This window comes from Streptococcus sp. FDAARGOS_520 (assembly GCF_003812685.1).
In the GTDB taxonomy this organism is placed as follows: Bacteria; Bacillota; Bacilli; order Lactobacillales; family Streptococcaceae; genus Streptococcus; species Streptococcus agalactiae.
Genome location: NZ_CP033810.1, coordinates 1,850,814 through 1,876,380, shown reverse-complemented (window position 1 = coordinate 1,876,380; position 25,567 = coordinate 1,850,814). Strand labels below are relative to the sequence as shown.

The 25,567-nt window shown below is 36.1% G+C and carries 16 protein-coding genes; 4 read left to right on the top strand and 12 right to left on the bottom strand.

Annotated features, from left to right (window positions below):
- Nucleotides 1–73 precede the first annotated feature (73 nt).
- Both murT and gatD read left to right on the top strand, forming a co-directional pair.
- Nucleotides 74–1,417 (top strand): lipid II isoglutaminyl synthase subunit MurT, encoded by a 1,344-nt coding sequence (murT, locus tag EGX96_RS09955; RefSeq protein ID WP_000700880.1) that lies wholly within the window; start codon nt 74–76, stop codon nt 1,415–1,417.
- A complete protein-coding gene (gatD, locus tag EGX96_RS09950; protein WP_000222749.1) occupies nt 1,417–2,202 on the top strand; it encodes a lipid II isoglutaminyl synthase subunit GatD in 786 nt (261 codons plus the stop codon). Before murT ends, gatD begins: the two co-directional genes overlap by 1 nt.
- A 107-nt stretch (nt 2,203–2,309) precedes the next feature.
- Here the strand turns inward: gatD and EGX96_RS09945 are convergent, their stop codons facing one another.
- From EGX96_RS09945 to EGX96_RS09920, 6 genes are all read right to left on the bottom strand, one after another.
- Nucleotides 2,310–3,299, bottom strand: a complete 990-nt coding sequence (locus tag EGX96_RS09945; RefSeq protein WP_000875296.1) for a lipoate--protein ligase — start codon at nt 3,297–3,299, stop codon at nt 2,310–2,312.
- Nucleotides 3,300–3,396: 97 nt separating this feature from the next.
- Complete coding sequence (lpdA, locus tag EGX96_RS09940; RefSeq protein ID WP_000863368.1) at nt 3,397–5,154, bottom strand: dihydrolipoyl dehydrogenase; 1,758 nt, start codon at nt 5,152–5,154, stop codon at nt 3,397–3,399.
- A gap of 59 nt (nt 5,155–5,213) precedes the next feature.
- A complete protein-coding gene (locus tag EGX96_RS09935) occupies nt 5,214–6,602 on the bottom strand; it encodes a dihydrolipoamide acetyltransferase (protein ID WP_000257565.1) in 1,389 nt (462 codons plus the stop codon).
- A 126-nt stretch (nt 6,603–6,728) separates the two neighbouring features.
- On the bottom strand, nt 6,729–7,727 hold the full coding sequence (locus EGX96_RS09930) for an alpha-ketoacid dehydrogenase subunit beta (protein WP_000005088.1): 999 nt from the start codon (nt 7,725–7,727) through the stop codon (nt 6,729–6,731).
- Nucleotides 7,728–7,801: 74 nt separating this feature from the next.
- Nucleotides 7,802–8,770 carry a thiamine pyrophosphate-dependent dehydrogenase E1 component subunit alpha gene (locus EGX96_RS09925; RefSeq protein WP_000258166.1) on the bottom strand — a complete coding sequence of 323 codons (969 nt, stop codon included), beginning with the start codon at nt 8,768–8,770 and terminating at the stop codon, nt 7,802–7,804.
- 149 nt (nt 8,771–8,919) lie between these two features.
- Nucleotides 8,920–10,830, bottom strand: coding sequence for an ABC-F family ATP-binding cassette domain-containing protein (locus EGX96_RS09920; RefSeq protein ID WP_000584913.1), 1,911 nt, complete (start codon nt 10,828–10,830; stop codon nt 8,920–8,922).
- A 127-nt stretch (nt 10,831–10,957) separates the two neighbouring features.
- On the opposite strand from EGX96_RS09920, the gene mnmE reads away from it, so the two are divergent.
- A complete protein-coding gene (gene mnmE, locus EGX96_RS09915; RefSeq protein ID WP_000028893.1) occupies nt 10,958–12,334 on the top strand; it encodes a tRNA uridine-5-carboxymethylaminomethyl(34) synthesis GTPase MnmE in 1,377 nt (458 codons plus the stop codon).
- 32 nt (nt 12,335–12,366) lie between these two features.
- On the opposite strand, the gene EGX96_RS09910 is transcribed toward mnmE, so the two are convergent.
- The 3 genes from EGX96_RS09910 to rexB are packed head-to-tail and all read right to left on the bottom strand — an operon-like array spanning nt 12,367 to nt 20,143.
- Entirely contained in the window at nt 12,367–13,284 is a 918-nt protein-coding gene (locus tag EGX96_RS09910) for a magnesium transporter CorA family protein (RefSeq protein WP_000634649.1), read from the bottom strand.
- Between the two features lie 12 nt (nt 13,285–13,296).
- A complete protein-coding gene (gene addA, locus EGX96_RS09905) occupies nt 13,297–16,920 on the bottom strand; it encodes a helicase-exonuclease AddAB subunit AddA (RefSeq protein ID WP_000143231.1) in 3,624 nt (1,207 codons plus the stop codon).
- Nucleotides 16,910–20,143, bottom strand: coding sequence for an ATP-dependent nuclease subunit B (gene rexB / locus EGX96_RS09900; RefSeq protein WP_000772298.1), 3,234 nt, complete (start codon nt 20,141–20,143; stop codon nt 16,910–16,912). The genes addA and rexB overlap by 11 nt, the downstream gene beginning before the upstream one ends.
- 177 nt (nt 20,144–20,320) lie before the next feature.
- On the opposite strand from rexB, the gene ypfJ reads away from it, so the two are divergent.
- Nucleotides 20,321–21,223, top strand: a complete 903-nt coding sequence (ypfJ, locus tag EGX96_RS09895; protein ID WP_000686759.1) for a KPN_02809 family neutral zinc metallopeptidase — start codon at nt 20,321–20,323, stop codon at nt 21,221–21,223.
- A 68-nt stretch (nt 21,224–21,291) separates the two neighbouring features.
- Here the strand turns inward: ypfJ and pheT are convergent, their stop codons facing one another.
- The 3 genes from pheT to pheS form a co-directional block, all read right to left on the bottom strand.
- Nucleotides 21,292–23,697 (bottom strand): phenylalanine--tRNA ligase subunit beta, encoded by a 2,406-nt coding sequence (gene pheT / locus EGX96_RS09890; protein ID WP_000961585.1) that lies wholly within the window; start codon nt 23,695–23,697, stop codon nt 21,292–21,294.
- Between the two features lie 53 nt (nt 23,698–23,750).
- Nucleotides 23,751–24,272 carry a GNAT family N-acetyltransferase gene (locus EGX96_RS09885; protein ID WP_000078400.1) on the bottom strand — a complete coding sequence of 174 codons (522 nt, stop codon included), beginning with the start codon at nt 24,270–24,272 and terminating at the stop codon, nt 23,751–23,753.
- Nucleotides 24,273–24,354: 82 nt separating this feature from the next.
- Nucleotides 24,355–25,395: a phenylalanine--tRNA ligase subunit alpha gene (gene pheS, locus EGX96_RS09880; RefSeq protein ID WP_000365656.1), complete on the bottom strand. Its 1,041-nt coding sequence runs from the start codon at nt 25,393–25,395 to the stop codon at nt 24,355–24,357.
- Between the last annotated feature and the right edge of the window lie 172 nt (nt 25,396–25,567).

The window sequence follows — 25,567 nt, the reverse complement described above, 5'->3', positions numbered from 1 at the left end:
TCGTCTACATTATACCATGTTTTCATAATATTTTCTTTAGCAAGAAAGCATCTTTTTATGATAAAATATCTTTATGAAAATAAATACAGCACTAGGAGTGGCTGCCGGTAAGTCTGCTCATTACCTTTTAAGTAAAATGGGACGTGGCTCTACTTATCCGGGTAGTTTAGCACTCAAATTCGATAAAGATATACTAGATACAATTGCCAAAGATTATGAAATTGTAGTTGTGACTGGTACTAACGGTAAAACCTTAACAACAGCTTTAACAGTTGGTATTTTAAAGGAAGCCTTCGGTCAGGTGGTAACCAACCCAAGTGGAGCAAATATGATTACAGGTATTGTTTCGACCTTCCTAACAGCTAAGAAAAGTAAATCTGGTAAAAAAATAGCTGTCCTTGAAATAGACGAAGCGAGTTTACCCCGTATTACACAGTATATAAAGCCTAGTTTGTTCGTCTTTACCAATATTTTCCGTGATCAAATGGACCGTTATGGCGAAATCTACACAACTTATCAAATGATTTTAGATGGAGCTGCTAACGCTCCGCAAGCTACTATCTTAGCTAACGGTGACAGTCCACTTTTTAATTCTAAAAGCGTGACTAACCCTGTGCAATTCTATGGATTTAATACCGACAAACATGAGCCACGATTAGCACACTATAATACTGAGGGTATTCTCTGTCCAAAGTGTCAAGCAATTTTAACTTATCGATTGAACACATATGCCAACCTTGGTGACTACACTTGTCCTAATTGTGATTTTGAACGTCCAAACCTTGATTATGCCTTAACAAGGCTAACACATCTGACAAATACTTCATCAGGTTTCGTTATTGATGGCCAACAATATAATATCAACGTGGGTGGCCTTTATAATATTTACAATGCTTTGGCGGCAGTATCTGTTGCTGAATATTTTGGTGTAGAACCAAGTCAAATTAAGGATGGATTTGATAAAAGCCGTGCCGTTTTTGGTCGTCAAGAAACCTTTACAATTGGAAATAAAAAATGTACTTTAGTTCTGATTAAAAATCCGGTAGGAGCTAGTCAAGCTCTTGATATGATTAAACTTGCTCCATACCCGTTCTCTCTCTCAGTACTACTGAATGCCAATTATGCTGACGGTATTGATACTTCTTGGATTTGGGACGCTAATTTTGAAACTATTCTCACGATGAATATCCCAGAAATATTTGCTGGTGGTGTTCGCCACTCTGAAATTGCTCGTCGCTTACGTGTAACTGGTTATGATGAGAAACGCATAAAACAAGCTGATAAACTGCAAGATATTATGACAATGATTGAGCAGCAAGAGACTGAGCATGCTTATATTTTAGCAACATATACAGCTATGCTGGAGTTTCGTGAAATTCTTGCTAACCACAACGCTATCAGAAAGGAGATGAATTAATGACTTATACCTCACTAAAATCTCCTACTACCAAAGATTATAAATACACTCTTAATGTAGCTCATCTTTATGGTAACCTATTAAATACTTATGGCGATAACGGAAATATCTTAATGATGAAATATGTGGGAGAAAAACTAGGATGTCAAATGACATTTGATATCGTTTCATTAGAAGATAGATTTGATCCCAACTATTATCAGATGGCATTTTTTGGTGGTGGACAAGACTACGAACAAGCCATTGTTGCACGCGATCTTCCCAGTAAGAAAGAAGACATTAACAAATTCATTCAAAATAATGGTGTAGTACTTGCTATTTGTGGAGGTTTCCAACTTTTAGGACAATACTATATTCAAGCTAATGGAGAACGAATAGAGGGCATTGGCGTTATGGGACACTATACGCTAAACCAAAATAATAATCGCTATATTGGTGATATCAAGATTCACAACGATGAATTCAATGAAACATATTATGGCTTTGAGAATCATCAAGGACGTACCTTTTTATCAGAAGACGAAAAACCTTTAGGAACCGTCATTTATGGAAATGGGAATAACAAAGAAGATGGTACTGAAGGGGTTCATTATAAGAATGTTTTTGGGTCATACTTTCACGGTCCAATCCTTTCTCGTAATGCTAATCTAGCTTACCGTCTTGTGGCAACTGCCCTCCGTAACAAATACGGTAAAGAGATTGTCCTCCCTAGTTATGAAGAAATTTTATCTTTAGAGATTCCTGAAGAATACGGAGACGTTAAATCAAAAGCAGATTTTGAATAATATAAAAACCAGCGTTATCAATAACGTTGTTTTTTTACTACTATAACGTCACTTAACCATACAAAAAACCTAGCCAAAGGCGAAGACTTTGACTAGATTTTTTGATTTTAGTCTACAATAGCTTTTGTAATCTCTTCGGGTGTCATACGTGAGAAGTATTGACTTGTATCAACTGTTTTAAGCGCTGCTAAAACATCTTTGTAATCGTAGCGGACACCCTCCAACATTTTTTCAATATCATCCACAGGTTTCACTCCAAAGAAGTCACCAAAGATTTTGACAGATTTTATCGTTGAATTTTCAACATTAGCATAAGTCGTAATTTTTCCAGCTGGATAGCGGACACCACGTTCAATGGTGTATTCAGGTGCTTTACCATACGTCCAATCCCATGTAGCAAATTGATTATCGCGCATAGCTTGGATTTCTGATAACTCGGCATCACTCAAAACATATTCATCCATCTCTGGATATTCTTCCTTCATTTGAGCTAAAATGGCATCGCTAAATTCTTGTACTGTAATTTTATCTGAAAGATGGTCAACAATATTTGTAACACGTGCGCGTACAGATTTTATCCCTTTAGATTCAATTTTGTCTTTAGATACTTTGAGTGCTTGCCCTAAGACTGACATATCAACATCAAATAAAAGACAACCATGATGCATCATACGACCTTTGTAATAAGCTTGAGCATTTCCTGCAAATTTTTGTCCATTGATTTCTAAATCATTACGACCAGTAAATTCTGCTTTAACACCTAATTTAGCAAGAGTATCAATAACTGGTTTTGAAAAAGTTTGGAAATCAAAGGCACCTTCTTGTGTATTATTAGAAATAATAGTGTAGTTTAAATTATTCAAGTCATGATAAACTGCTCCGCCTCCTGACAAACGACGGACAACATGGATGCCATTTTTATCAATGAACTCTTTGTTAATTTCTTGAATTGTATTTTGATGGCGTCCAATAATGATAGCCGGTTCATTAATCCAAAGAATAAAGATTTCATCGATATCTGTCAACTTTTGAAAGGCGTAAGCTTCTAAAGCAACATTGTAAGCCGGATCATTAGACGTGTTAACGATATATTTCATTTTAAATTCCTAACTAATATTTTATAATATTCAGACAATATATACGTGAAAAGAGATTGAAGCTATAAAAGCTCAATCTCAAATATATTAAACAAAATTATTTGCGTTTTGGAGGGTTGTGAATAGCTTCACCGAGAACATCTAAGAAAGCTTCGTACATAACTTCAGAGAATGTTGGGTGACCATGGATAGATTGTGCTACATCGTAGACAGTCAACTCATTTTCCATAATCGTAGAAGCTTCATTAATCAATTCCGCTGCAGCTGGACCAATAATGTGAACACCAAGAATCTCTTTATACTTAGGTTCAGCAATTACTTTTACAAAACCATGTGCTTCGTTTGAAGCGATAGCACGACCATTGCCTGTAAAGCTATTTTTACCAACTAATATGTCACCATATTGTTCACGTGCTTGCTCTTCTGTCATCCCCACCATTGCTACTTCAGGATGAGTATAAACAGCTGCTGGAGTGAAATCTAGATGTGCTTTACGCTTATTACCGCCGAGTGCGTTTTCAGCAGCTACTTCACCCATACGGTATGCAGCATGAGCTAACATACGAGTTCCATTAACATCACCTGGTGCATAGATACCTGGAATTGAAGTTTCTTGATAAGCATTAACTTTAATACGTCCACGTTCCATCTCAAGTTCAGGCTCAAGATTTTCAAGACCATTCATTTGTGGAACACGTCCAATTGAAAGAAGAGCTTTATCAGCAACAACTTCTTCACCGTTGTTTAATTTAAGCGTTAATTGATTATTGGCTTCAACAATTTCAGAAACACCAACTGATGTTTTAATCTTCATTCCCTTCTTAGCAAGGATTTTTTGAAGTTCTAGCGATACTTCTTTATCCATTGCTGGAATGATGCGATCAGCCATTTCAATAACAGTTACGTCAACACCATATGAAGCCCATACAAGACCAAGCTCAATACCTACGACACCACCACCCATAACAGCAAGTGACTTAGGAATTTCACGTAAATCAAGAATATCATCTGATGTTAATACTAATGGTGATTCAATACCTGGAATATTAATACGAGATACCTTAGAACCAGTCGCAAGGACGACGTTACGACCTTTGATAACTTTATCGCCAATAACAACAGACTTATCAGGGTTTACTTGTCCAAGTCCATTGAAAATTTCAACTTTGTTCGCTTTCAAGAGACCACGTACACCACCAGTCAGTGTCTTAACTACAGAATTTTTAAAGGCAACAGTCTTATCCATATCAATTGCATAGTTAGTTGAAGCAAGGTTGATACCACGTCCAGCTGCTACTTTCAAACCATCTAGGATTTCAGCATTTTTAAGATATGTTTTTGTAGGGATACAACCAACATTCAAACACGTACCGCCAAATTCAGTTTTCTCAACAATGGCAATTTTTCCTCCAAGTTGAGCACCGCGGATTGCTGCGTAATAACCTGCAGGCCCACCACCTACGACTACGATATCGTACTCATCAGCTGCAAGTTCTTCTTTAGGAGTTGCTGCTGCAACTGTCTCTTGTGAAGGAGCAGCAGGTCCAGAAACTGATTGACCATCTTCAGCTGTGATAGTTGCATCAGCTGAAGGTGATGACGTACCTACTTCTTCACCTTCTTCTCCGATATAGGCAATCACTTCAGTGACGGGAACAACATCTCCTGCCTGATGTACAATTTTTAAAAGTACACCAGTGTCTTCTGCTTCGATTTCCATATTGGTTTTATCAGACATGATTTCAAGAAGGACATCACCTTCATTAACGGTGTCACCTTCATTTTTTTTCCACTCAAGGATTTCGCCTTCTTGCATGTCAACCCCAAGTTTTGGCATAATTACATCAAAAGCCATTTTTTATTTCCTCTTTCGTTTTTCGAATAACTTATTATATCAAATTAAGACCTACGGAATCAAATAAGTAAACCAAATGGGTTTTCCATTAAGTTCTTAAGATCAACCATAAACTTAGCACCATTCATTCCATCAACAATACGGTGGTCAATTGTTAAACACATTGCCATAATTGGTCGAGCTACAATTTCACCATCAACCACTGTTGGAGTCGGAATAGTAGCTCCTACTCCAAGGATTGCTGAGTTCGGTTGATTGATAATTGGGTTAAACGTCTTAGTACCAAACATACCTAAGTTAGTAATTGAGAATGTTGAACCTGACATTTCAGCTGATTTTAATTTACCTTCTTGAGTTTTCTTAATAACATCTTTAGATGCTATAACAAAGTCAGAAAGTGACATTTGATCAGCATTGTGAACAACAGGAACAATCAAACCATCATCAAGACCAACTGCGATTCCAATATTAACAAAATTATGAAGCTCAATTTCTTGTGCATCGTTAATTAATGAAGCATTTAGGTATCGATGCTCTGGTTTCATCAATGTCTTAACAACGGCCATTCCAATCAAATCAGTAAAGCTGACTTTCAAGCCTGTTTTAGCCATGATTGGATCAATTAATTTCTTGCGAAGAGCCATCATTTCAGTCATATCAATGTCATAGTTAAGTGTAAAGCTTGGAGCAGTGAGGTAAGAGTTAGTCATACCTTTAGAAATAGCCTTACGCATTGCAGACATCTTAATGACTTCAACACCTTCTGGTAATTGTTTTTCTTCTGTTGTTGGTGTAGCTTTAGTTTCTACAGGAGCCTCTGCTGCTTGCGGTGACATAGCAGCCAAAACATCATTTTTAACAATTTTACCACGAATACCACTGCCAGTGATTTCTGCTATATCAACTCCTTGATCTTCAGCAATTCGACGTGCCAATGGTGTAATACGTGGTTGAGCACCCTTGAAGTTTTCAACATCTTCTCTGTGAACGCGACCATTTGCCCCTGTTCCAGATACTAGTGCAAGGTCAATAGACATCTCTCTTGCTAATTTACGAGCTGCAGGAGTGGCACGTACTTTTTCACCACTTGTAGCTGCTGGCACACTTGGTTCTGATGTTTCTTCAACTTTTTCTGGTTCTGAAGTTACTTGTGTCGCGTTTTCTTCAACTGATGTATTTTCAGAAGAAGATGCTTCTGTTACTTCTTCACCTTCAGCACCAATATAACCAATTGTCTCAGTTACAGGAACAACATCTCCATTCCCATGTGTGATTTTTAGTAAAACACCTGAGTCTTCTGCTTCAATCTCCATATTTGTTTTATCTGACATAATTTCAAGTAGGACGTCACCTTCATTAACAACATCACCTACCTGTTTTTTCCACTCAAGGATTTCGCCTTCTTGCATATCAACCCCGAGTTTAGGCATAATAATTTCGACAGCCATAGTTTTCCTTTCACACTAAACTATATCGTCAAATATATGTTTCATCTAACGATATAAATTAAAACCTATAAACAAGGAAAGAGGCTAAGTTTTCACTCATTCCTCAGTCCCTCTTTGTTTTATGAATTATTTACCTTTGTTAACTACTTTATAGATAGCATCTTTAATTTTTGCTACATCAGGTAAGATTCCTTGTTCAAGTACACGTGAATACGGTACTGGAACATCTTCACTTGCAAGACGCACGATAGGATGATCAAGGTAATCAAATGCTTCACTTTCAGCAACCATAGTTGCAATTTCACCAGTGAAACCACCAGTTTTATAAGCATCGTTAACCAAGATCAATTTACCAGTTTTCTTAACAGAATCGATAATTAATTCTTTATCAAGCGGAATAAGTGTACGTGGATCAACAACCTCAACGTTAATACCTTCCTCAGCAACTTCTTCAGCAGCTTGCATAACACGCTCAAGCATACGGCCATAAGAAACAATTGTTAAGTCAGTCCCCTCACGCTTAATATCCCCTTTACCAAGTGGAATATAGAAATCAGGGTCCATATTAACTTCTTCTTTCTTACCATAGAGAGCTTTTGGCTCTAAGAAGATAACTGGGTTATTGTCAAGAATAGAAGATTTCAAAAGTGCTTTTGACTCATTAACAGTACCAGGTGCAACAACTTTTAGACCTGGAATGTGTGTTAACCAAGCTTCTAATGATTGTGAGTGTTGTGCAGCCGAACCAATACCTGACCCTGATGCCACACGGAAAGTAACTGGAGTTGATAGACCTCCACCAAACATATAATTCGTTTTAGCACCTTGGTTAACGATAGCATCCATTGCGATTGTTACAAAATCCATGAATGTCAAATCAACGATAGGACGCAAACCTGTTTGTGCAGCACCGATAGCTGAACCTGCAATCGCAGCCTCTGAGATTGGTGTGTCGCGAACGCGCTTAGCACCAAACTCTTCTAACATACCAACAGATGTACCGAAGTCTCCTCCATATACACCTACATCTTCACCCATTAAAAATACTTTTTCATCTTTGCGCATTTCTTCGCTCATAGCGACATTAATCGCTTCGCGCAAAGCCATAACTTTAGTTTCGCTCATTATTTCCTCCGAATATCCGTTTTTTAATCAATTGAATAATAGAACGAGATAAATCTCATCTACTTTAGGTTATTTTAGTCCACAAAAACGTCTTCAAATGCAACAGACATATCAGGGAATGGACTTTCTTCAGCGAATTTAACCCCTTCTTCAACTTCTTTAATCACTTGTGCTTCAATAGCTGCAAGCTCTTCTTCAGTAGCGATTTCATTTTCAATTAAGTATGCACGGTAGCGTTTTACTGGATCTTTAGCTTTCCATGAATCAACTTCTTCTTTAGTACGGTATACCCCAGCATCAGCAGTTGAATGACCAAACCAACGGTATGATTCAACCTCTACAATAGCTGGTCCATTTCCTGAACGCACGTAATTGATAACTTCATGCATTTTCTCGTAAACAGCCATAAGGTCATTACCATCTTCAACATAATGCCCTGGAATACCGTACGCATCAGCACGCATGTAAAGGTGAGGAATTTTAGTTGAGTATGTGATGTCTGTTGAGATACCATAACGGTTGTTGATGATAAAGAAGATAACTGGTAAGTTCCAAACAGCAGCTAAGTTAACTGACTCATGGAATGAGCCCTCGTTAGTCGCTGAGTCACCCGAAAAGGCGATAACAATGTTATCAGTTCCTTCATATTGCTGTGTAAGGGCAGCACCTACTGCAAGCGCATATCCTCCACCGACGATACCGTTTGTTCCATAGTTACCTTTTTCAAGGTTTGCTAAGTGCATTGAGCCTCCACGACCTTTTGATGTTCCTGTTGCTTTACCAGCAAGTTCAGCAAACATTCCACCAATATCAATACCTTTTGCAATAGTTTGTCCGTGTCCACGGTGGTTTGAGAAAATGATATCTGAATCTGTTAAATCTTGGATAGCACCTACTGAAGCAGCTTCTTCACCAACAGAGAAGTGAGTCATCCCTTGGACGAAACCACGACGAACCAATTTGTTAAATTTCATATCAACATCACGAATACGTTGCATTTTTAGAAACATATCCAAGTGTTGTTCTTTAGATAGAGTTACCATTCTAACCTCCAAAAAAATCTTTATTACTTAATTATTGTATAAGTTTTTTTCACAAGATGCAAGAATTTGAACCGCTTTCTTTGTTTTCGTAAAAGGCATCTCAATTTAAAATGTACTTTTTTTCACAAACTATTGTTTTTGAAATTTTCTCACAAATCTAGTCTCATATTTAGATTTTCCCACTCTTCCATTAATAGCAATTGTTCTTCTTGGATTGATTCCAGCTCTTTTTGCAAATCAGAGAGTTTTCCGATGTCATTGGTTTCTAACATTAAACCATTGATATTGTTTTCATCATTTTCAAGAACTTCCAAACGCGCCTCAATTTCTACAACGCGACGGGTAATTTTCCTAAATTCCTTTTGATTTGCTTTTTGTGTCTCATAATCTGATGTAACGTCGATTTCTGTTTTTGAAGCACTCACTTCTTCTTCATTTAAACGTGCTAATTCCTCTAGTTCGGCTTTCTTAGTGAGGTAATAATCATAATCTCCTAGATAGAGAGTACTTCCCTTATCAGAAATTTCGAGAACCTTAGTTGCCACACGATTAATAAAATAGCGATCATGACTAACAAAAAGTAATGTGCCATCAAATTCGATGAGTGCATTTTCTAAGACTTCTTTACTATCAATATCCAAGTGGTTTGTTGGCTCATCTAATATGAGAAAATTATTATTTTCCATAGATAATTTTGCCAATAGCAAACGCGCTCGTTCACCACCTGATAGCATTGAAACTGATTTTTTAACATCATCACCTGAAAAAAGAAAAGCTCCTAAACGGTTTCTAATTTCAACTTCTGGCGTTGTTGAAAAAGCATCCCATAACTCATCTAAAACAGTATTCGTTTTTGTTAAATTACTTTGACTTTGATCGTAATACCCAGTTTCGACATTTGCTCCTAATTTTGCTTCTCCTTTGATAAAAGGAATTTGCCCAACAAGCGATTTGATTAAAGTTGATTTCCCGATACCATTTGGACCTACAATTGCAATAGCATCAAATTTCTTCACGTCCAAATCGATTGGCTCCGATAAAGAAACACCTTCATAACCAATAGCTGCATTCTCAAGTGTTAAAACAACATTCCCTGAGACTTTCCCAGCATGAAAAGTCATATTAGCTGATTTTTGCTCTACATTCGGTTTGTCGAGTCGTTCCATCTTTTCTAATTGTTTACGACGAGCTTGTGCTCGTTTAGTGGTTGAAGCCCTAACAATGTTACGTTGTACAAAATCTTCTAACTTAGCAATTTCTTTTTGTTGTTTTTCAAAATTCTTTTCTTCAGTCGCTATTTTCTCTGCCTTAAGATCCATAAATTTCGAATAATTGCCTACATAGCGGTCTAGAGAATGTGTCGTTAAATCATAAGTTACTGTAGCTACCTTGTCTAAAAAATAGCGGTCATGGCTGACAATAATAAGGGCTCCTTGATAATTTACAAGATAATTTTCTAACCAAGCAATCGTATCAATGTCTAAATGGTTCGTTGGTTCATCTAAAACAAGTAATTCTGGCTTTTCAAGTAGCATTTTTGCAAGCGCTAATCGTGTATTTTGCCCGCCAGACAATTCACTAATAGGCATTTCCCACATATCACTGTTAAACTTAAAACCATTTAAAATAGCCTTTATATCTGATTCATAGGTAAAGCCACCTTTTTCACGAAACTCTTCTGACAAAATATCGTATGTTTTCATCAATTGTTCCAGGTCACTTCCTGAAACTTGCCCCATTTGTAATTCCAATTCACGTAAGCGCTTCTCTACTTCTCTTAATGAGTCAAAAACTTGTAACATTTCTTGGAAAATTGTATTTTCAGATTGAAAACGACTATCTTGTGCCAAGTAGGACAAACTCAAATCACGCTTTTTATTTATTTCTCCTTTTGTCGGAGCCTCTTCACCAACTAAAATTTTAAGAAGCGTTGATTTGCCAGCACCATTACGTCCAACAAGAGCAATACGATCACGTTGATCAACTTGAATATTAATATTATCAAAAAGCACATCACCTGAAAATGAGCGCTCAATTTTGTTTCCTTGTAGTATAATCATAGTTTTATTATAGCATACCTTCAAATAAAACCATTATGGAAATCTTCTCTTTTAATCAAATGATTGCACCTTTTAGGGCTTTAGGTTACAATGAATGTTAGTAATTTCCAAGAAAGAGAGAGACTTTATGTCTATTACAAAAGAATTTGATACCATCGCAGCTATTTCAACTCCTCTCGGTGAGGGAGCTATTGGTATTGTCCGTATATCTGGTACAGATGCCTTAAAGATAGCATCAAAAATTTATCGTGGAAAAGATCTATCCGCGATCCAATCCCATACCTTAAACTATGGTCATATTGTGGACCCAGATAAAAATGAAATCTTGGATGAAGTTATGTTAGGCGTTATGCTTGCTCCAAAAACATTCACAAGAGAAGATGTTATTGAAATTAATACGCATGGAGGAATTGCAGTTACTAACGAAATTCTTCAGTTAATTTTACGACATGGAGCACGAATGGCTGAACCAGGAGAATTTACTAAACGTGCTTTTTTAAATGGTCGAGTTGACTTGACTCAGGCTGAAGCTGTTATGGATCTTATTAGAGCTAAAACAGATAAAGCAATGGATATTGCCGTTAAGCAATTAGATGGTTCTTTAAAGACACTAATCAATAACACTCGACAAGAAATTTTAAATACTCTAGCCCAAGTTGAAGTTAATATCGATTACCCTGAATATGATGACGTTGAAGAGATGACTACAACACTGATGCGTGAAAAAACACAAGAGTTTCAAGCACTTATGGAAAATTTACTTCGAACTGCCAGACGTGGAAAAATTCTTCGAGAAGGACTTTCAACAGCAATCATTGGTCGTCCAAATGTCGGTAAATCCAGCTTACTAAATAACCTCTTACGTGAAGAAAAGGCGATTGTGACAGATATTGAAGGAACAACTCGTGATGTTATTGAAGAATACGTCAATATTAAAGGAGTTCCTTTAAAACTAGTTGACACTGCTGGTATCCGTGATACAGATGATATCGTTGAAAAAATTGGTGTTGAACGTTCAAAGAAGGCTTTAGAAGAAGCCGACCTTGTGTTGTTGGTTCTCAATAGTTCCGAACCACTAACATTACAAGACCGCTCCCTTCTAGAACTAAGTAAAGAAAGTAATCGTATCGTATTACTCAATAAAACGGATCTTCCTCAAAAAATAGAAGTTAACGAATTACCTAAAAATGTTATTCCAATTTCGGTTTTAGAAAATGAAAACATCGATAAAATCGAAGAACGTATTAACGATATTTTCTTTGACAACGCTGGTATGGTAGAACATGACGCTACTTATCTATCAAATGCTCGCCATATCTCACTAATTGAAAAAGCCGTTGATAGTTTAAAAGCTGTCAATGAGGGCTTGGAATTAGGAATGCCTGTTGATCTCTTACAAGTCGATATGACTAGAACTTGGGAAATACTTGGAGAAATCACTGGGGATGCAGCTCCAGATGAACTAATAACTCAGCTCTTCAGCCAATTCTGCTTAGGTAAATAAAAAAATATTCGGTGCGTAAGCACCGAATATTTTTATTTTCTTAAGTTAAAAACTCGTTTTAAAATTTGAGCAATAATAACCCAAAGTAAGACCGAAGTAGCAATAACAATTAACCATGAACTCCGTGATTCTGTAAGAGGTAATGGAATATTCATCCCAAAAAAGCCAGTAATTGCTGCAATAATCGCTAAATTAATCGAAATGATATTCAAACCTGTTAAGTTTTCGTTCAAGTTATTATTTAAGACATTATTAAAAGTAGATGATAATTGTGAAAGTACCTGACTGTTTAATTGTGTCATACTGACTAACTGATGCGCTTCAATGAGAGCATCTGATAACTGTTCTTTTTCCACTTCAGAATTAAATCGCTGACTAGGATGAACATCTAATTGCTCTAATACCAATGCATTTTGATTGGCAGCTGTCAAAAGATAAACGGATCCTGTCTCTAGGTCACTCATGGCTAATAAGCGCTTATTGGTTGTTTGTTCTCTCAATTGACGGTTGAGAATATCCTTTTCTCTATCAATTTTCGATACAACATTAAAATATTGTTTTGTAATCAAAGTTAAAGCTGCAAATAAAAATTTTTTAGGAGAGACATCTGGATTACGGTCTAGATATTTTTGCAATAGTTCTAGCATATAACTATTTCGAGACCGTGTCACCGTTATCAAACGGTCGTGTGATAAGCAAAAGGTCATCGGAACGGTCTCATAATAACTTTCTTTCTGCTTTAGATCAATAGTATTAAAAATAATCGTCAAGACTTCTTTTCCTTTAATATGAGAACATTCCATAAAGGCTCGTTCATAATCATCCAGAGCATATGTAATAATCTCACTATCCAAATATTTTGCTTGAATTTCCGATGTTTCTGTTCGCAATTGCTCTGCTTCAATGTTAATCCAAGTAAAACCATTTCCAAATTTTTGTTCGACTATCATTTTTTCCTTTCTTTAATCCATTTTTACCACTTCTAGCTGTTTACCACCTAAAAGAATTAAGTATTTGTCTATCTTTTCTATCTCGTAAGATTTTTTTAAAGCTTCTGCATATAAAGCCATTTGTCCCTGATAGCGTTCTTTTAATTCTAGAGGATTGACAAATTTATCAGTCTTATAATCAAATAGAATTATCCGATTTTCTAATAGTAGATACCCATCAATAATACCACGTACAACGAATTTCTCACCACTCTCCGGATCTTCTTTTAACATGGCAAAAGGTGCCTCTCGATGCAGATGTTCTACTTCTTCTTGTATATACTTACCGAGTGAGGTTTCTTGGAAAAAATAGTTGATTTTTTCAATCTGAATAGCCGCTTTGACACTTGTTTCAGCATTCACTTCTGTCAAAGCTTTTTGAATATCTTCCATTTTGACATGAGATGACATCTCTATGCGTTGCATTAATTCATGTACAGCAGATCCTAAAGCTGCTGGGTCTTGCTTTTTACTTGTAGAAAAATCAGGTAACTTAAAATCTACTGATGTTTTAGTAATAGTTTCCATCACATCAACACCTTCTATATCTAGAATAGGCTCATAGAATTTTTTGACTTGACTTGGTGTTCTCACTGTCGGTAACTCAATAGCCGCTTTATAAGTTTGATTAATCTGCTCAACAGATTCTAACACGCTAATCGCACGCACGATATCTTCAGACTGACGATTCTCTACCTTATTATCGGGATTGAAAGGTAGACTAGGGTTAACCATCCCTATGTGGTGATCTGTTAATTCCTCTAATGATACGAAGTTGATGTCATAAAACAACTCTTGTTTCTTATAGGTTTCATGAACAGCCAGTAACCAATCTTGAAAGGTCACAAAAGTCTCACGACTAGCTAATGGGAGATGATTATTTTCAGATACTAAGTCATAATGATCAGCCCATTTGGTTTGACTAGCCTTACCAACCAGATATAATTTTTTCTCTGCACGTGTCATAGCTACGTAAAGTAAACGCATTTGCTCTGATAAAGTAGCTAAGCGTAACTCTCTTTTATTAAGTTGGTAAGGAAGTGTTTCCATGCTAACCTTTACTGCAGGCAGTATCTCTTCTTCGAGTTCATGTCGCATATCAGCAACATATTTAATACCAATTCCTTGATTTCGGCTTAAAATAAGAGGGGAAGTTATGTCTACCATTGAAAATTTCTTATCAATATTTAAAATAAATACATACTTAAACTCAAGCCCCTTTGATTTGTGTATAGTCATTAGGTTAACAGCATTTTGCGGTAATGCCACCTCAACATCTGCCAAATCATTTTCATTTTCTAAAACTTTATCAATCATTCGAATAAAGCGTGATAAACCCTTGAAACCTGTTTTTTCAAACTGATTTGCTCGAAGTGCCAAGGCATATAGATTGGCTTGACGTTGCTCAGCTTTAGGCAGAGCTCCTACATAATCATAATAAAAACGGTCATTATATATTTTCCATATTAAATCATAAAGCGAATGCCATTTAGCAAAATCACGCCAAGTCTGGAATGTTTTCATAAAGTGATCTATTTTAGAAGATAATTCTGGAGTAATTAAATCACTATGATGACCTTCTTTATGATAAGACAATTTCACTTTATGATAAAAAGCCATTTTGACATCCTGAATAGCAATTCTTGTTAAATCATCTTCATTAAAGCCAAACATGGGAGATCTCAAAAGAGCAACTAGAGCATAATCATTTAAGGGATTATCAATTGACCGCAAAGTATCAAGCATTACCATCACTTCGACTGATTTTAAGTAATTTTGCTCCCCACCGTCAGTTACCAAAGGAATACCATAACGGTCAAAAGTTTGTAAGATACCATCATTCCTTGTCCTTGAAGAAACTAAGAGGGTGATATCTTGAAAGGGAACATTCTCTTCTTTATGCAATCGAATAATTTCTTTTGCGACTAACTTTGCTTCAGCTGGGCTAATATCATATTGTTGACTATCACTGTCATCTATATCATCTTCATCAGTATCTAATAGTAAAACTTGTGTTTTATTATTCGGATGTCTTTCTTGCTGTCTTGGACTACCAGCTTTTAATTGGTGACTTTCATCATAAAGAATGTCTCCTACTTCTTCATCCATAAGATGTGTAAACACACTATTTGTACTGTCTAAAACCTCTGATTGACTCCGAAAATTCTCTTTCAGAATAATTAATTTCCCTTGACTTGGATTGTCTTGGTAAGCTTTGTATTTATCATTAAAAATTTGTGGATCAGCCTGACGAAAACGGTAAATTGATTGTTTTATGTCTCCAACCATGAAACGATTATGTCCATTAGACAATAATTCTAACATTCTCTCTTGGGTATGGTTATTGTCCTGATACTCATCAACCATTACTTCATGATACTTATCTTGATAAAGTTGCCTAATATCATGATTTTCTTCCAATATTTGAATTGCAAAATGGGCAATATCAGAAAATTCAAAAGCATTTTCTTGAATCTTCTCCTGTAAATATTGTTCTGAGAAATCTAAAACAAAGGATTGCAATAATTCTAACAAGAAAAGAGATTCTCCTTGATACTTAAAAATAACTTCTAAGTGCTTAAGTCCAACGATACGATTATGCAATTGTTTAAAGATAGGATATTTAACGCCAGCAACTGTAACATCATTGCCTGAAGGAATCACATTAGTGATATCACGTGCCAAATTAGTCAATCCTTTTTTTCCATACAGCAAATTAAAGTCTTGAGACCAATGGACTAAATTTTCAATTATTTTAAGGTGTTTTTTGTAATTTGCTGTCGGAACCCCTTTAGCAGTTAATTGCTTATAATCTTCTTGATCCGTTAAATCACGTAATTGATTAGCAGTTGTTTGCATTACATTTAAAAGGCTTGAAACTTCTTGATCTGGAATAGCTTCAAAATCAGTGTAAGTTTGTGCACCTTTTAGAAAAACTGTTTGCATCCAGCGCTTGGGGTTATCGGTGGACTGGCTAAAAGCATAAACTTTATAAACCATTTCTCGAAAAGCTTTGCTATCTTTACGATTACCTGAGAAATTTTTGACTAATTTTATGAATGAAGCTGCATTCTTCCCAGTCATGTAGTCAGAAAATAAATCAGCATAGACCTCATTCTTTATGACGTCTTGCTCATTTTTATCTTGTAAAATCCTAAATATAGGTGATATGCCCAAAGTATAACCATATTGGTTAACTATTTTTTGCGTAAAAGCATCCATAGTACCAATATCAGCTGTTTGAATGCCGACAAGTTGCTGGGTGAGAAACTGTTTTAAATCATCTGATTCTGCGGATTTCAAAGACTCGTTTATTTTCTTTTCTAAACGTTCTTTGAGCTCACCTGCCGCTTTTACTGTAAATGTTGAGATAAACAAAGAGTCAATCGGAACCCCTCTTAAAAGTTTATCTAAAATCCGCTCAACCATTACAAAAGTCTTTCCAGAACCAGCCGAAGCTGATACCAGGACATTGTTACCAAAAGTATAAATGGCTTCAATTTGTTCAGGCGTTCGCTTTTGTTTTTTATCAGAATTTTTTTCTTCTGTCTGAATAACAGCAATATCTTCTGGATTTAAGAAAGGCTTAAAGGTCATCATTTTCCTCCTCTTGCTGCATTAATGTTAAGAAACCTTGACGTTTTTCCTTAGCAGGTAATTTATAAAGCGCTCTGGCACGTGCCATATGCCTATCCGCCTCGAATCCCGTAATACTCTTAAACTGATCTCCGTCAACTGTTTTAGCATCTTCTGTATATGGATTGATCAAAAACTTACCTGACTTAATAGTCTCAGATGCTTTTTTGTAAAGCGATTGGTTATGTGCTTGTAAAATAGCAATTTCAGTCTCTGAATAAAGGGAATCTTTGAGATGGTATTTCCCATTTGCTAAGAATTCTTTTTCGGCTTCTGAAAATAATCCTTTATAAGTTAAAGCTTGATGATTTTTTGTTACTAAATCATCTAAATTTTTAATTTTAGACAAGTCTTGTCTAGGTTCCTGCATATGTAAGTACATAGCTCCAAAAATCGGTGGTTTTTGTTCAACTTCCTTGTCACGACTGATAGCATCAATGTAGGTGACTAATTGTGGACTTAGACCGTTATAAAATTTTTGGATATCGAATTTTTGAGCGCTTGATTTATAGTCCACGACACCCAAAGAACCATCAGATAAACGATCGATACGGTCAATAATACCGTTAATTTTTATAGTATTATCAATCATTAGTTCAAATCGTTCTTCTTCACTTTCAACAGTCATCTGACTATCTTGTCGTAATATGGTTGCAGTTGCACGCGCGATATCTTCTAAAATTTCTAAAGAATAACGACTTTCTGCATCTTCTGAATACAAGGATTTGAAAACATCTTCTTGATTGGTTTTATTAATTGCAGAGTTGAGTTTCTCTTCAAAAGATTCTATCCCTTGGTTTTTCATCAGAATTTCAAAAACACGATGAAGGTACGTTCCATGGTGCCGCATATCTGGATGAATTGAGTCTTGTTCTTCCAAACCTAACACATATTGTAAAAAATACTTATATTGATTATTATAAAAAGTTGTCAAAGCAGATGAGGATAATTTAAGTGGGTCATCTTCTGGGAAGCGTCTGGTCATCACATCTGATGAAACTGTCACAGTATCAAGACTATCTGTAATTATTGGTATCTCAATCCCTTTAGAAGTTAATTGACGACGCAAATAACGAACAGCAACTGACCAAAAAGTTTGTTCTTCTTTAGTCATCTCTTTGTCAATAGCAGAGCGATACAAGTCAACAACACGCGATAATAAAGCTTTGTAATTCCCAATATTATCAGCTTCTTCTTTTAACGATTGGCGTCCTTTATGATTAAAAGGAACACCTATATCTCTTAGTTCGACAAGATATGGTGACATCTGATCTTCAGACTCATTCAATAATTGTGGTATAGTCAACACTAATTCTTGTTTAGCAGCATTAAAAAGAGAGAGGGCAGCAAAATGGTTTTTCTTCAAATTTTCTTGCGTCATAATGTCAAAATGACCATCAGTGTCATTGGCATCATTTATAAGCTGACGTTCAATATCAGATATTAAAGATTTGTTTTGAGCAATCTTTGGAAAATGTGATTGTGTCATGCCTAGGGCATAGACAAATTGATTACTATGTGGTTCTACCAAATCGTAAGACTTAACAGTAACCACATCAACAGTAGCAGGGACCATACGATACTCGGCTTGCATCATACCTGAATTTAATAACGATAAAAATTCGTCTAAATTTAATTTTTCTTGACCAAATATTGTTTGAAACTGCTCTAAAATATCTGTAAATGTTTTCCAAACTTCTTGATGTTTTTCTTGTTCATTTTCAGACATTTGACCAACTAATCGCGATAAATTGTCACTCAAACCTACCTGAGTAAGGAAAAACATGAATTGGTTGAGTGTTTTTATACCGTCTTGTTTTTTCGTTTTCACAAAACTTTCCAGTGGAGTAAGGAGGGACTGACGAATAGTGTTAAGACGCCCTAAATCAAATTTTTTAGCCCCCACAACAAAATCTGTAAAGAACTTCTTAGGACCTTTAATGTCTGCATATGAGATATAAGCCTCAAAATAATCTAAATCATCTTGGCTAATCTCTCCATAAATACCTGTCTTAAAAAGATTTAAAACATCTTCAGCTCTAAATCGATAACGTTTTATTCGAGACAAGGAATCCATAAAATGAACTAAAGGGTGCGCAGCCATTGTTTCAGCTTTACCGAAATAATAAGGAATATCATACTGCTCAAAAATCTTACTTAATTGTAGTTTATAACTATCTACATCTCCTAGTAAAACTAAAATATCTTTGTAGCGATATCCTTGATAAAGTTTCTGACGTATAGCTCTAGCCACATGTTCCACTTCATCTTTTTGATTAATGCACTCCCAAATTGTTATACAATCTTTAGCAGTGTCGTCTAAAATGTGACTACTATTTGTAAAATCATGTTTACCTTCGATATTTTTCGAAATCATTTCAAAACCAGATTTACTTTCCCACTTGGACAAGATAAATTCTGGTTTTGTTTGAAATGTCGTTGCTAGATATCTTAAAAAATCAACCCCTGCAGAATAAATATTTCCATTAGTAAAGTTAGCCTTATACGCTTTTTGGCTAGCATAAGCTCCGATGATAATCTCTTGACAACGTGAACTCAGACTTTTAATTAAAGCTTCTTCTTCAGCTGAGAAACGGGTAAAACCATCGACTATAAGGATAGTGTTCTTTAAATCCACATCTAGCTGGCCTGACCTTACTTGTTCTGTAAAAAAGGCAATTTTAGATTGATTGTCGTATTCTCCTTCTCTTAAAAGATCTGAAACCACTAGAAAAATAGCTAATAAATCTTCAAATTTTTCAGGAGAATGTAAATATTTTAACTCTAAAATACTCAGATTTGCTGTCTGCAATTCTTTGTATAGGTCTACCAATTGACTGATAAAGGAAGCATCTTGCTTCAATCGTCCAAAAACTTTTAATTGTCCATCTTCAAAACTTGCTAAAGCACGATAAAAGATCATTGCTAATCCAATATCGTTTAAACTTTCTTTTTGATTAGGCTGGTTTAAAGTAAAATAACGTGCCAATTGAGCAAAGCGAGTAATTGTAATAGCAAAAGAGGCTTCTTGAGGAAGGTTCTCTAATACTGCACGCTCTTTTTCAAAAGATAAAGAGTTTGGAGCAATATAAAAAATACGCCATCCAGCTTCAGCAGCATGCGCGGCCTGATTGACTAAGATTTCTGTCATATCATGATTAATATCAGTATAAAGTAATTTCATGAATCTCCTATCTTATAAGTCAACTGAGAAGTAAACCTTCTTCAACTTATCCTTTACAGTTTATTAATATTATACCAAAAATAGCTTCAAATCTAGGGGAAGATATTTAGTTAAAAATTCAAGCATTTCTTATTAAAATAGTTTATAATGAGCCTATAAAACACTTTGGAGATACTTATGAAAATAGATGACCTAAGAAAAAGCGACAATGTTGAAGATCGTCGCTCCAGTAGCGGAGGTTCATTCTCTAGCGGAGGAAGTGGATTACCGATTCTTCAACTTTTATTGCTGCGAGGGAGTTGGAAAACCAAGCTTGTGGTTTTAATCATCTTACTGCTACTTGGCGGAGGGGGACTAACCAGCATTTTTAATGACTCATCCTCACCTTCTAGTTACCAATCTCAGAATGTCTCACGTTCTGTTGATAATAGCGCAACGAGAGAACAAATCGATTTCGTTAATAAAGTCCTTGGCTCAACTGAGGATTTCTGGTCACAAGAATTCCAAACCCAAGGTTTTGGAAATTATAAGGAACCAAAACTTGTTCTTTACACCAATTCAATTCAAACAGGTTGTGGTATAGGTGAATCTGCTTCAGGACCATTTTATTGTTCAGCAGATAAAAAAATCTATCTTGATATTTCTTTTTACAATGAATTATCACATAAATATGGTGCTACTGGTGATTTTGCTATGGCCTACGTCATCGCCCACGAAGTTGGTCACCACATTCAAACAGAGTTAGGCATTATGGATAAGTATAATAGAATGCGACACGGACTTACTAAGAAAGAAGCAAATGCTTTAAATGTTCGGCTAGAACTTCAAGCAGATTATTATGCAGGGGTATGGGCTCACTACATCAGGGGAAAAAATCTCTTAGAACAAGGAGACTTTGAAGAGGCCATGAATGCTGCCCACGCCGTCGGAGACGATACCCTTCAGAAAGAAACCTACGGAAAATTAGTGCCTGATAGCTTTACCCATGGAACAGCTGAACAACGCCAACGTTGGTTTAACAAAGGCTTTCAATATGGTGACATCCAACACGGTGATACTTTCTCCGTAGAACATCTATAAATTTTAAATAAAAAAACAGCATCTTAATTGATGCTGTTTTTTATTTATTTTTCAACGTAAAATATAAATTATCTTATTTCTGCATTAACTTTCTCAACGAGTGATTTAGTGATTTTTTCCATATATTTAGCCACTTCTTCGTCCGTTAGATTGTCATTAGGGTTTTGGAAAGTTAAGCTATAAGCCATTGATTTATACCCTTCTGCAATATTATTTCCAGCGTAGACATCAAACAGTTTAATCGCTGTTAGACGTTTTACCCCTGATGTCTCAATTGCTGACACAATATCATGATGACTAACAGATTCTGCAAGTAATAATGCAATATCGCGAGATACAGACGGATACTTCGTAATATCTTCAAAAATCAACGCTTGGTTCATTTGACTTTCAATAGTTGATAGATTGATTTCAGCAACATAAGTTTCAGGAATATCATATTGTTTTGCAGTTTGTGGGTGTACTTGACCAACAAAACCAATCTCTTTCCCATCTAATAAGATAGTTGCTGTACGACCTGGGTGCATACTTGCTAAACCTTTTTGTGCTACAAAAGTAACATCTAATTTTAATTTAATAAAGAGCGCCTCTACAATACCTTTGGCGTAGAAGAAATCAACTGGCTTGGCTTTTGTTTGGAAATCTTTTTCCTCTACTAGACCTGTTAAGGCAAAAGTAAACGTCTCTACTTCAGTTGGTAAATCTTCTTTTGGATTACCAGTTTGTTCAAAAACTTTTCCTATCTCATAAACTGCAAGGTTACTGTTTTTGCGAGCAACGTTATAAGCAATTGTATCAAGCATTCCTGAAACAACATTTTGGCGAAGTGCTGAGCGATCAACAGTCATCGGCCACATAAGTTCAGTTATATTAGTTGCTTGAGTTGAGAACTGCACTGCTTTTTCTGGAGTTGTTAAAGCATAGGTGATAATTTCAGATAATCCTGCTCCTTCAGCAACCGTACGGACTCTACGACGTAAGCGTTGCATACTCGTTAATTCTCCTGCAGTCGCTCCGGCTTCTGGCAATGTTGTTGGTAATTTTTCGTAACCATAAATACGGGCAATCTCTTCAACTAAGTCAGCTTGAATGGCAATATCCCATCTACGACGCGGTACCAACACAGTAAATTTCACTTCTGAACCAGAAATAGCAAAGCCGAGTTTTTCAAATACTTCTTCAATATCAGTATAGGTAAGTTCTGTTCCCAAACGAGTATTAACGTAACCAAGAGTCGTTGATACCTCTACCGGCTCAGTTGGAAGAACTCCTTCTGTAACTTGACCAGAAAGAACTTGACCACCTGCCAATTCTTGTAACATTGCAGCCGCAAAATCCATAGCCTCTGAAACTGTATCATAATTGATACCTTTTTCAAAGCGAGAAGATGATTCTGAACGAAGGTTGAGTCTTCCACTTGTTTTGCGGATACTTGTTCCATTAAATACTGCCGCTTCAAGGACCACTGTCTTAGAAGAACTACCAATTTCAGTTGATTGTCCTCCCATAACGCCTGCCAAAGCAACTGGTTGATCATTTACCGCAATGACCAAGTCATCAGCTATTAAGTCACGCTCTTCACCATCAAGAGTAATTAACTTTTCCCCATTCTCAGCATTACGTGCTACTATAGTTGTCCCATCAAATTTATCAAAATCAAAAGCATGCATTGGTTGACCATAAGTCAAAAGAACATAGTTTGTCACATCAACAACATTATTAATTGGACGTATACCAGCATTCATCAGTTTATTTTGAAGCCATTGTGGACTTGGTGCAACTGTTACATTCTTAACAATACGAGCCGAGTAAGATAAAACTTTATCTGATTCAATGACAACAGAAATCTTATCAGCTGCTCTTTCTGCTTCTTCAATGAGATTTTTTTCTTCAAAATGAACTTTTTTCCCATAAATTGCTGCTACCTCATGGGCAACACCACGCATTGAAAGAGCATCTGCACGGTTTGGTGTAATTGATAATTCAATAATTTCATCATCTAAGTCAAGATAAGAGAAAATACTATCACCAGGTATAGCTCCCTCAGGTAAAATTTGGATACCATCAGAAAACTCTTTTGGAATGATACTTTCCGATAAGCCCAACTCTTGAAGTGAACAAATCATTCCAAGTGACTCCATACCACGGATTTTACCTTTTTTAATCTTATAGTTATCTGCAATACGAGCACCAGGAACCGCTACGATAACATTAATACCAGTCTTGACATTTGGAGCACCACAGACAACTTGACGAAGTTCATCATCCCCTGTATCAACTTGACACAAATGTAAGTGGGTATCTGGAACATCTTCACACGAAACAATATGACCTACAACTAATTTTGATAAACCTTCCGCTGGTGTCTCCACACCTTCAACCTCAATACCAGTGGTTGACATTTTCTCAGCTAGTTCTGCTGTTGTAACATCAACATCCACTAACTCTTTTAACCATTTATACGATACTAACATGTAATTTCTCTCTATTTATTTTCTTTTATTTTTATACAAGTGCTTTGTAGTTTTTAGTGTAAACTTTTTCTTAATAACCAATCCGTATCCACTTTATCACCTACTGAAAATTGGTGCTCAGAAAATTTTTCAAATCCGTATTTAGCGTAAAATGCCTGAGCTTTATGATTAAACTCCCAAACACCTAACCAAGCCCAATCTAAGCCTGATTTATAAGCTAAATCCAAAGCAAATTCGAAAGTAGCCTTACCTATACCTTGCCCTTGGTAGGCATCTAGAAGATAAATCCTTTGAATTTCAAATGCTTTATCAAGATCTTTTTCAGTTTGCTGACTTCCCCAGTTTACTTTTAAATAACCCACTAAATCTGTATCAAGATAAACAAAATAAGTATCAGATTCAGCATGGGTAATTTCCGATTTTAATACTGGTAAAGTGTAAGACTCATTGAAAAATGCTTGAAGTTGTTCCTCACTATTATCATGAGAAAACGTCTGCCGAAAGGTTTCTATAGCAATATTCTGTAAAATATTCACATTATCAAGGCCAACCTTTTTAAAAGTAATTTGAGACATTAGAAAACCTCCTATTGAGTAAGGTAATAGCGTTAACATAAATTTATCATCACACCAATGATGCTACTTGCTATCTAAAATCTTAAAATTGATCTGTGAAGCGAACATCACCTTGATAGAAGCCACGAATGTCATTGATACCGTAGCGTAACATTGCAATACGTTCTTGACCTAAACCAAAGGCAAAACTGGAGTATTTCTCAGAATCAATACCAGACATTTCCAAAACACTTGGGTGAACCATACCAGCACCCAATATCTCAATCCAACCTGTCTGTTTGCAGACATTACATCCCTTACCTCCGCACTTGAAGCAAGAGACATCAACTTCAACTGAAGGTTCTGTGAATGGGAAATATGAAGGACGAAGTCGGATTTTACGCTCTGCTCCAAACATTTTTTGAGAAATCAGTTGAAGTGTTCCTTTGAGATCGCCCATTGAAATATTTTCTCCAACAACTAAGCCTTCAATTTGATGGAATTGATGGCTATGAGTAGCATCATCAGTATCACGACGGAAAACACGTCCAGGAGAAATCATTTTTAAAGGCCCTTTAGAAAAATCATGTTGGTCCATTGTTCGTGCTTGAACAGGCGAAGTATGAGTACGTAGCAAGATTTCTTCTGTAATATAAAAAGTATCTTGCATATCACGGGCTGGATGATCTTTTGGTAAATTCATTCGTTCAAAATTATAGTAGTCTTTCTCAACTTCAAAACCATCAACCACTTGGAATCCCATACCTAAAAAGATATCTTCAATCTCTTCGCTAGTTTGTGTTAAGACATGACGGTGACCTAATGTCATTTGACGACCAGGCAAGGTAACGTCGACACTCTCAGACTCTAACTGTGCTTGAATCTTCGCAGCTTCCACTACTTTAGCTTGTTCCTCAAACGCTTTTGTTAAAATATCACGTACTTCATTGACTTGTTTTCCAACAACTGGTCGTAAATCATTAGATAAATCTTTCAGACCTTTTAGTAATTCTGTTAGAGAACCTTTTTTTCCTAAAACTTGTACACGTAAGTCTTGTAATTCTTTAGTGTGGTTCCCAGTCATTTCTTTAAGCTTTTCTTGAGTTGATATTTTCAACTCTTCTAATTGTTTTTGTAAATCCATCTTTCCTCCAAGTCAAAATAAGTAGCTTTGAAAACAAAAAAAAGCGTGCCACTACCCCTTAATCGGAGCGTTGACACGCGGTACCATCCGTTTTCTATCTGATCGACCAATCAGACCTTAATTATAGTCCTATTTGTGAGTGAATTCCACCCTCTTTCACTGATTCAGCTTG

Excerpts from the sequence above, each read along its gene's own strand:
- EGX96_RS09935 (WP_000257565.1), bottom strand. The coding sequence starts at position 6,602 with ATGGCTGTCGAAATTATTATGCCTAAACTCGGGGTTGATATGCAAGAA.
- pheS (WP_000365656.1), bottom strand. The coding sequence starts at position 25,395 with ATGGATTTACAAAAACAATTAGAAGAGTTGAAAATATCAACTCAAGAA.
- EGX96_RS09945 (WP_000875296.1), bottom strand. The coding sequence starts at position 3,299 with ATGAAATATATCGTTAACACGTCTAATGATCCGGCTTACAATGTTGCT.
- addA (WP_000143231.1), bottom strand. The coding sequence starts at position 16,920 with ATGACCTTTAAGCCTTTCTTAAATCCAGAAGATATTGCTGTTATTCAG.
- EGX96_RS09925 (WP_000258166.1), bottom strand. The coding sequence starts at position 8,770 with ATGGTAACTCTATCTAAAGAACAACACTTGGATATGTTTCTAAAAATG.
- murT (WP_000700880.1), top strand. The coding sequence starts at position 74 with ATGAAAATAAATACAGCACTAGGAGTGGCTGCCGGTAAGTCTGCTCAT.
- EGX96_RS09910 (WP_000634649.1), bottom strand. The coding sequence starts at position 13,284 with ATGATAGTCGAACAAAAATTTGGAAATGGTTTTACTTGGATTAACATT.
- pheT (WP_000961585.1), bottom strand. The coding sequence starts at position 23,697 with ATGTTAGTATCGTATAAATGGTTAAAAGAGTTAGTGGATGTTGATGTT.
- mnmE (WP_000028893.1), top strand. The coding sequence starts at position 10,958 with ATGTCTATTACAAAAGAATTTGATACCATCGCAGCTATTTCAACTCCT.
- gatD (WP_000222749.1), top strand. The coding sequence starts at position 1,417 with ATGACTTATACCTCACTAAAATCTCCTACTACCAAAGATTATAAATAC.
- EGX96_RS09930 (WP_000005088.1), bottom strand. The coding sequence starts at position 7,727 with ATGAGCGAAACTAAAGTTATGGCTTTGCGCGAAGCGATTAATGTCGCT.
- EGX96_RS09885 (WP_000078400.1), bottom strand. The coding sequence starts at position 24,272 with ATGTCTCAAATTACTTTTAAAAAGGTTGGCCTTGATAATGTGAATATT.
- EGX96_RS09920 (WP_000584913.1), bottom strand. The coding sequence starts at position 10,830 with ATGATTATACTACAAGGAAACAAAATTGAGCGCTCATTTTCAGGTGAT.
- ypfJ (WP_000686759.1), top strand. The coding sequence starts at position 20,321 with ATGAAAATAGATGACCTAAGAAAAAGCGACAATGTTGAAGATCGTCGC.
- lpdA (WP_000863368.1), bottom strand. The coding sequence starts at position 5,154 with ATGGCTTTTGATGTAATTATGCCAAAACTTGGGGTTGACATGCAAGAA.
- rexB (WP_000772298.1), bottom strand. The coding sequence starts at position 20,143 with ATGAAATTACTTTATACTGATATTAATCATGATATGACAGAAATCTTA.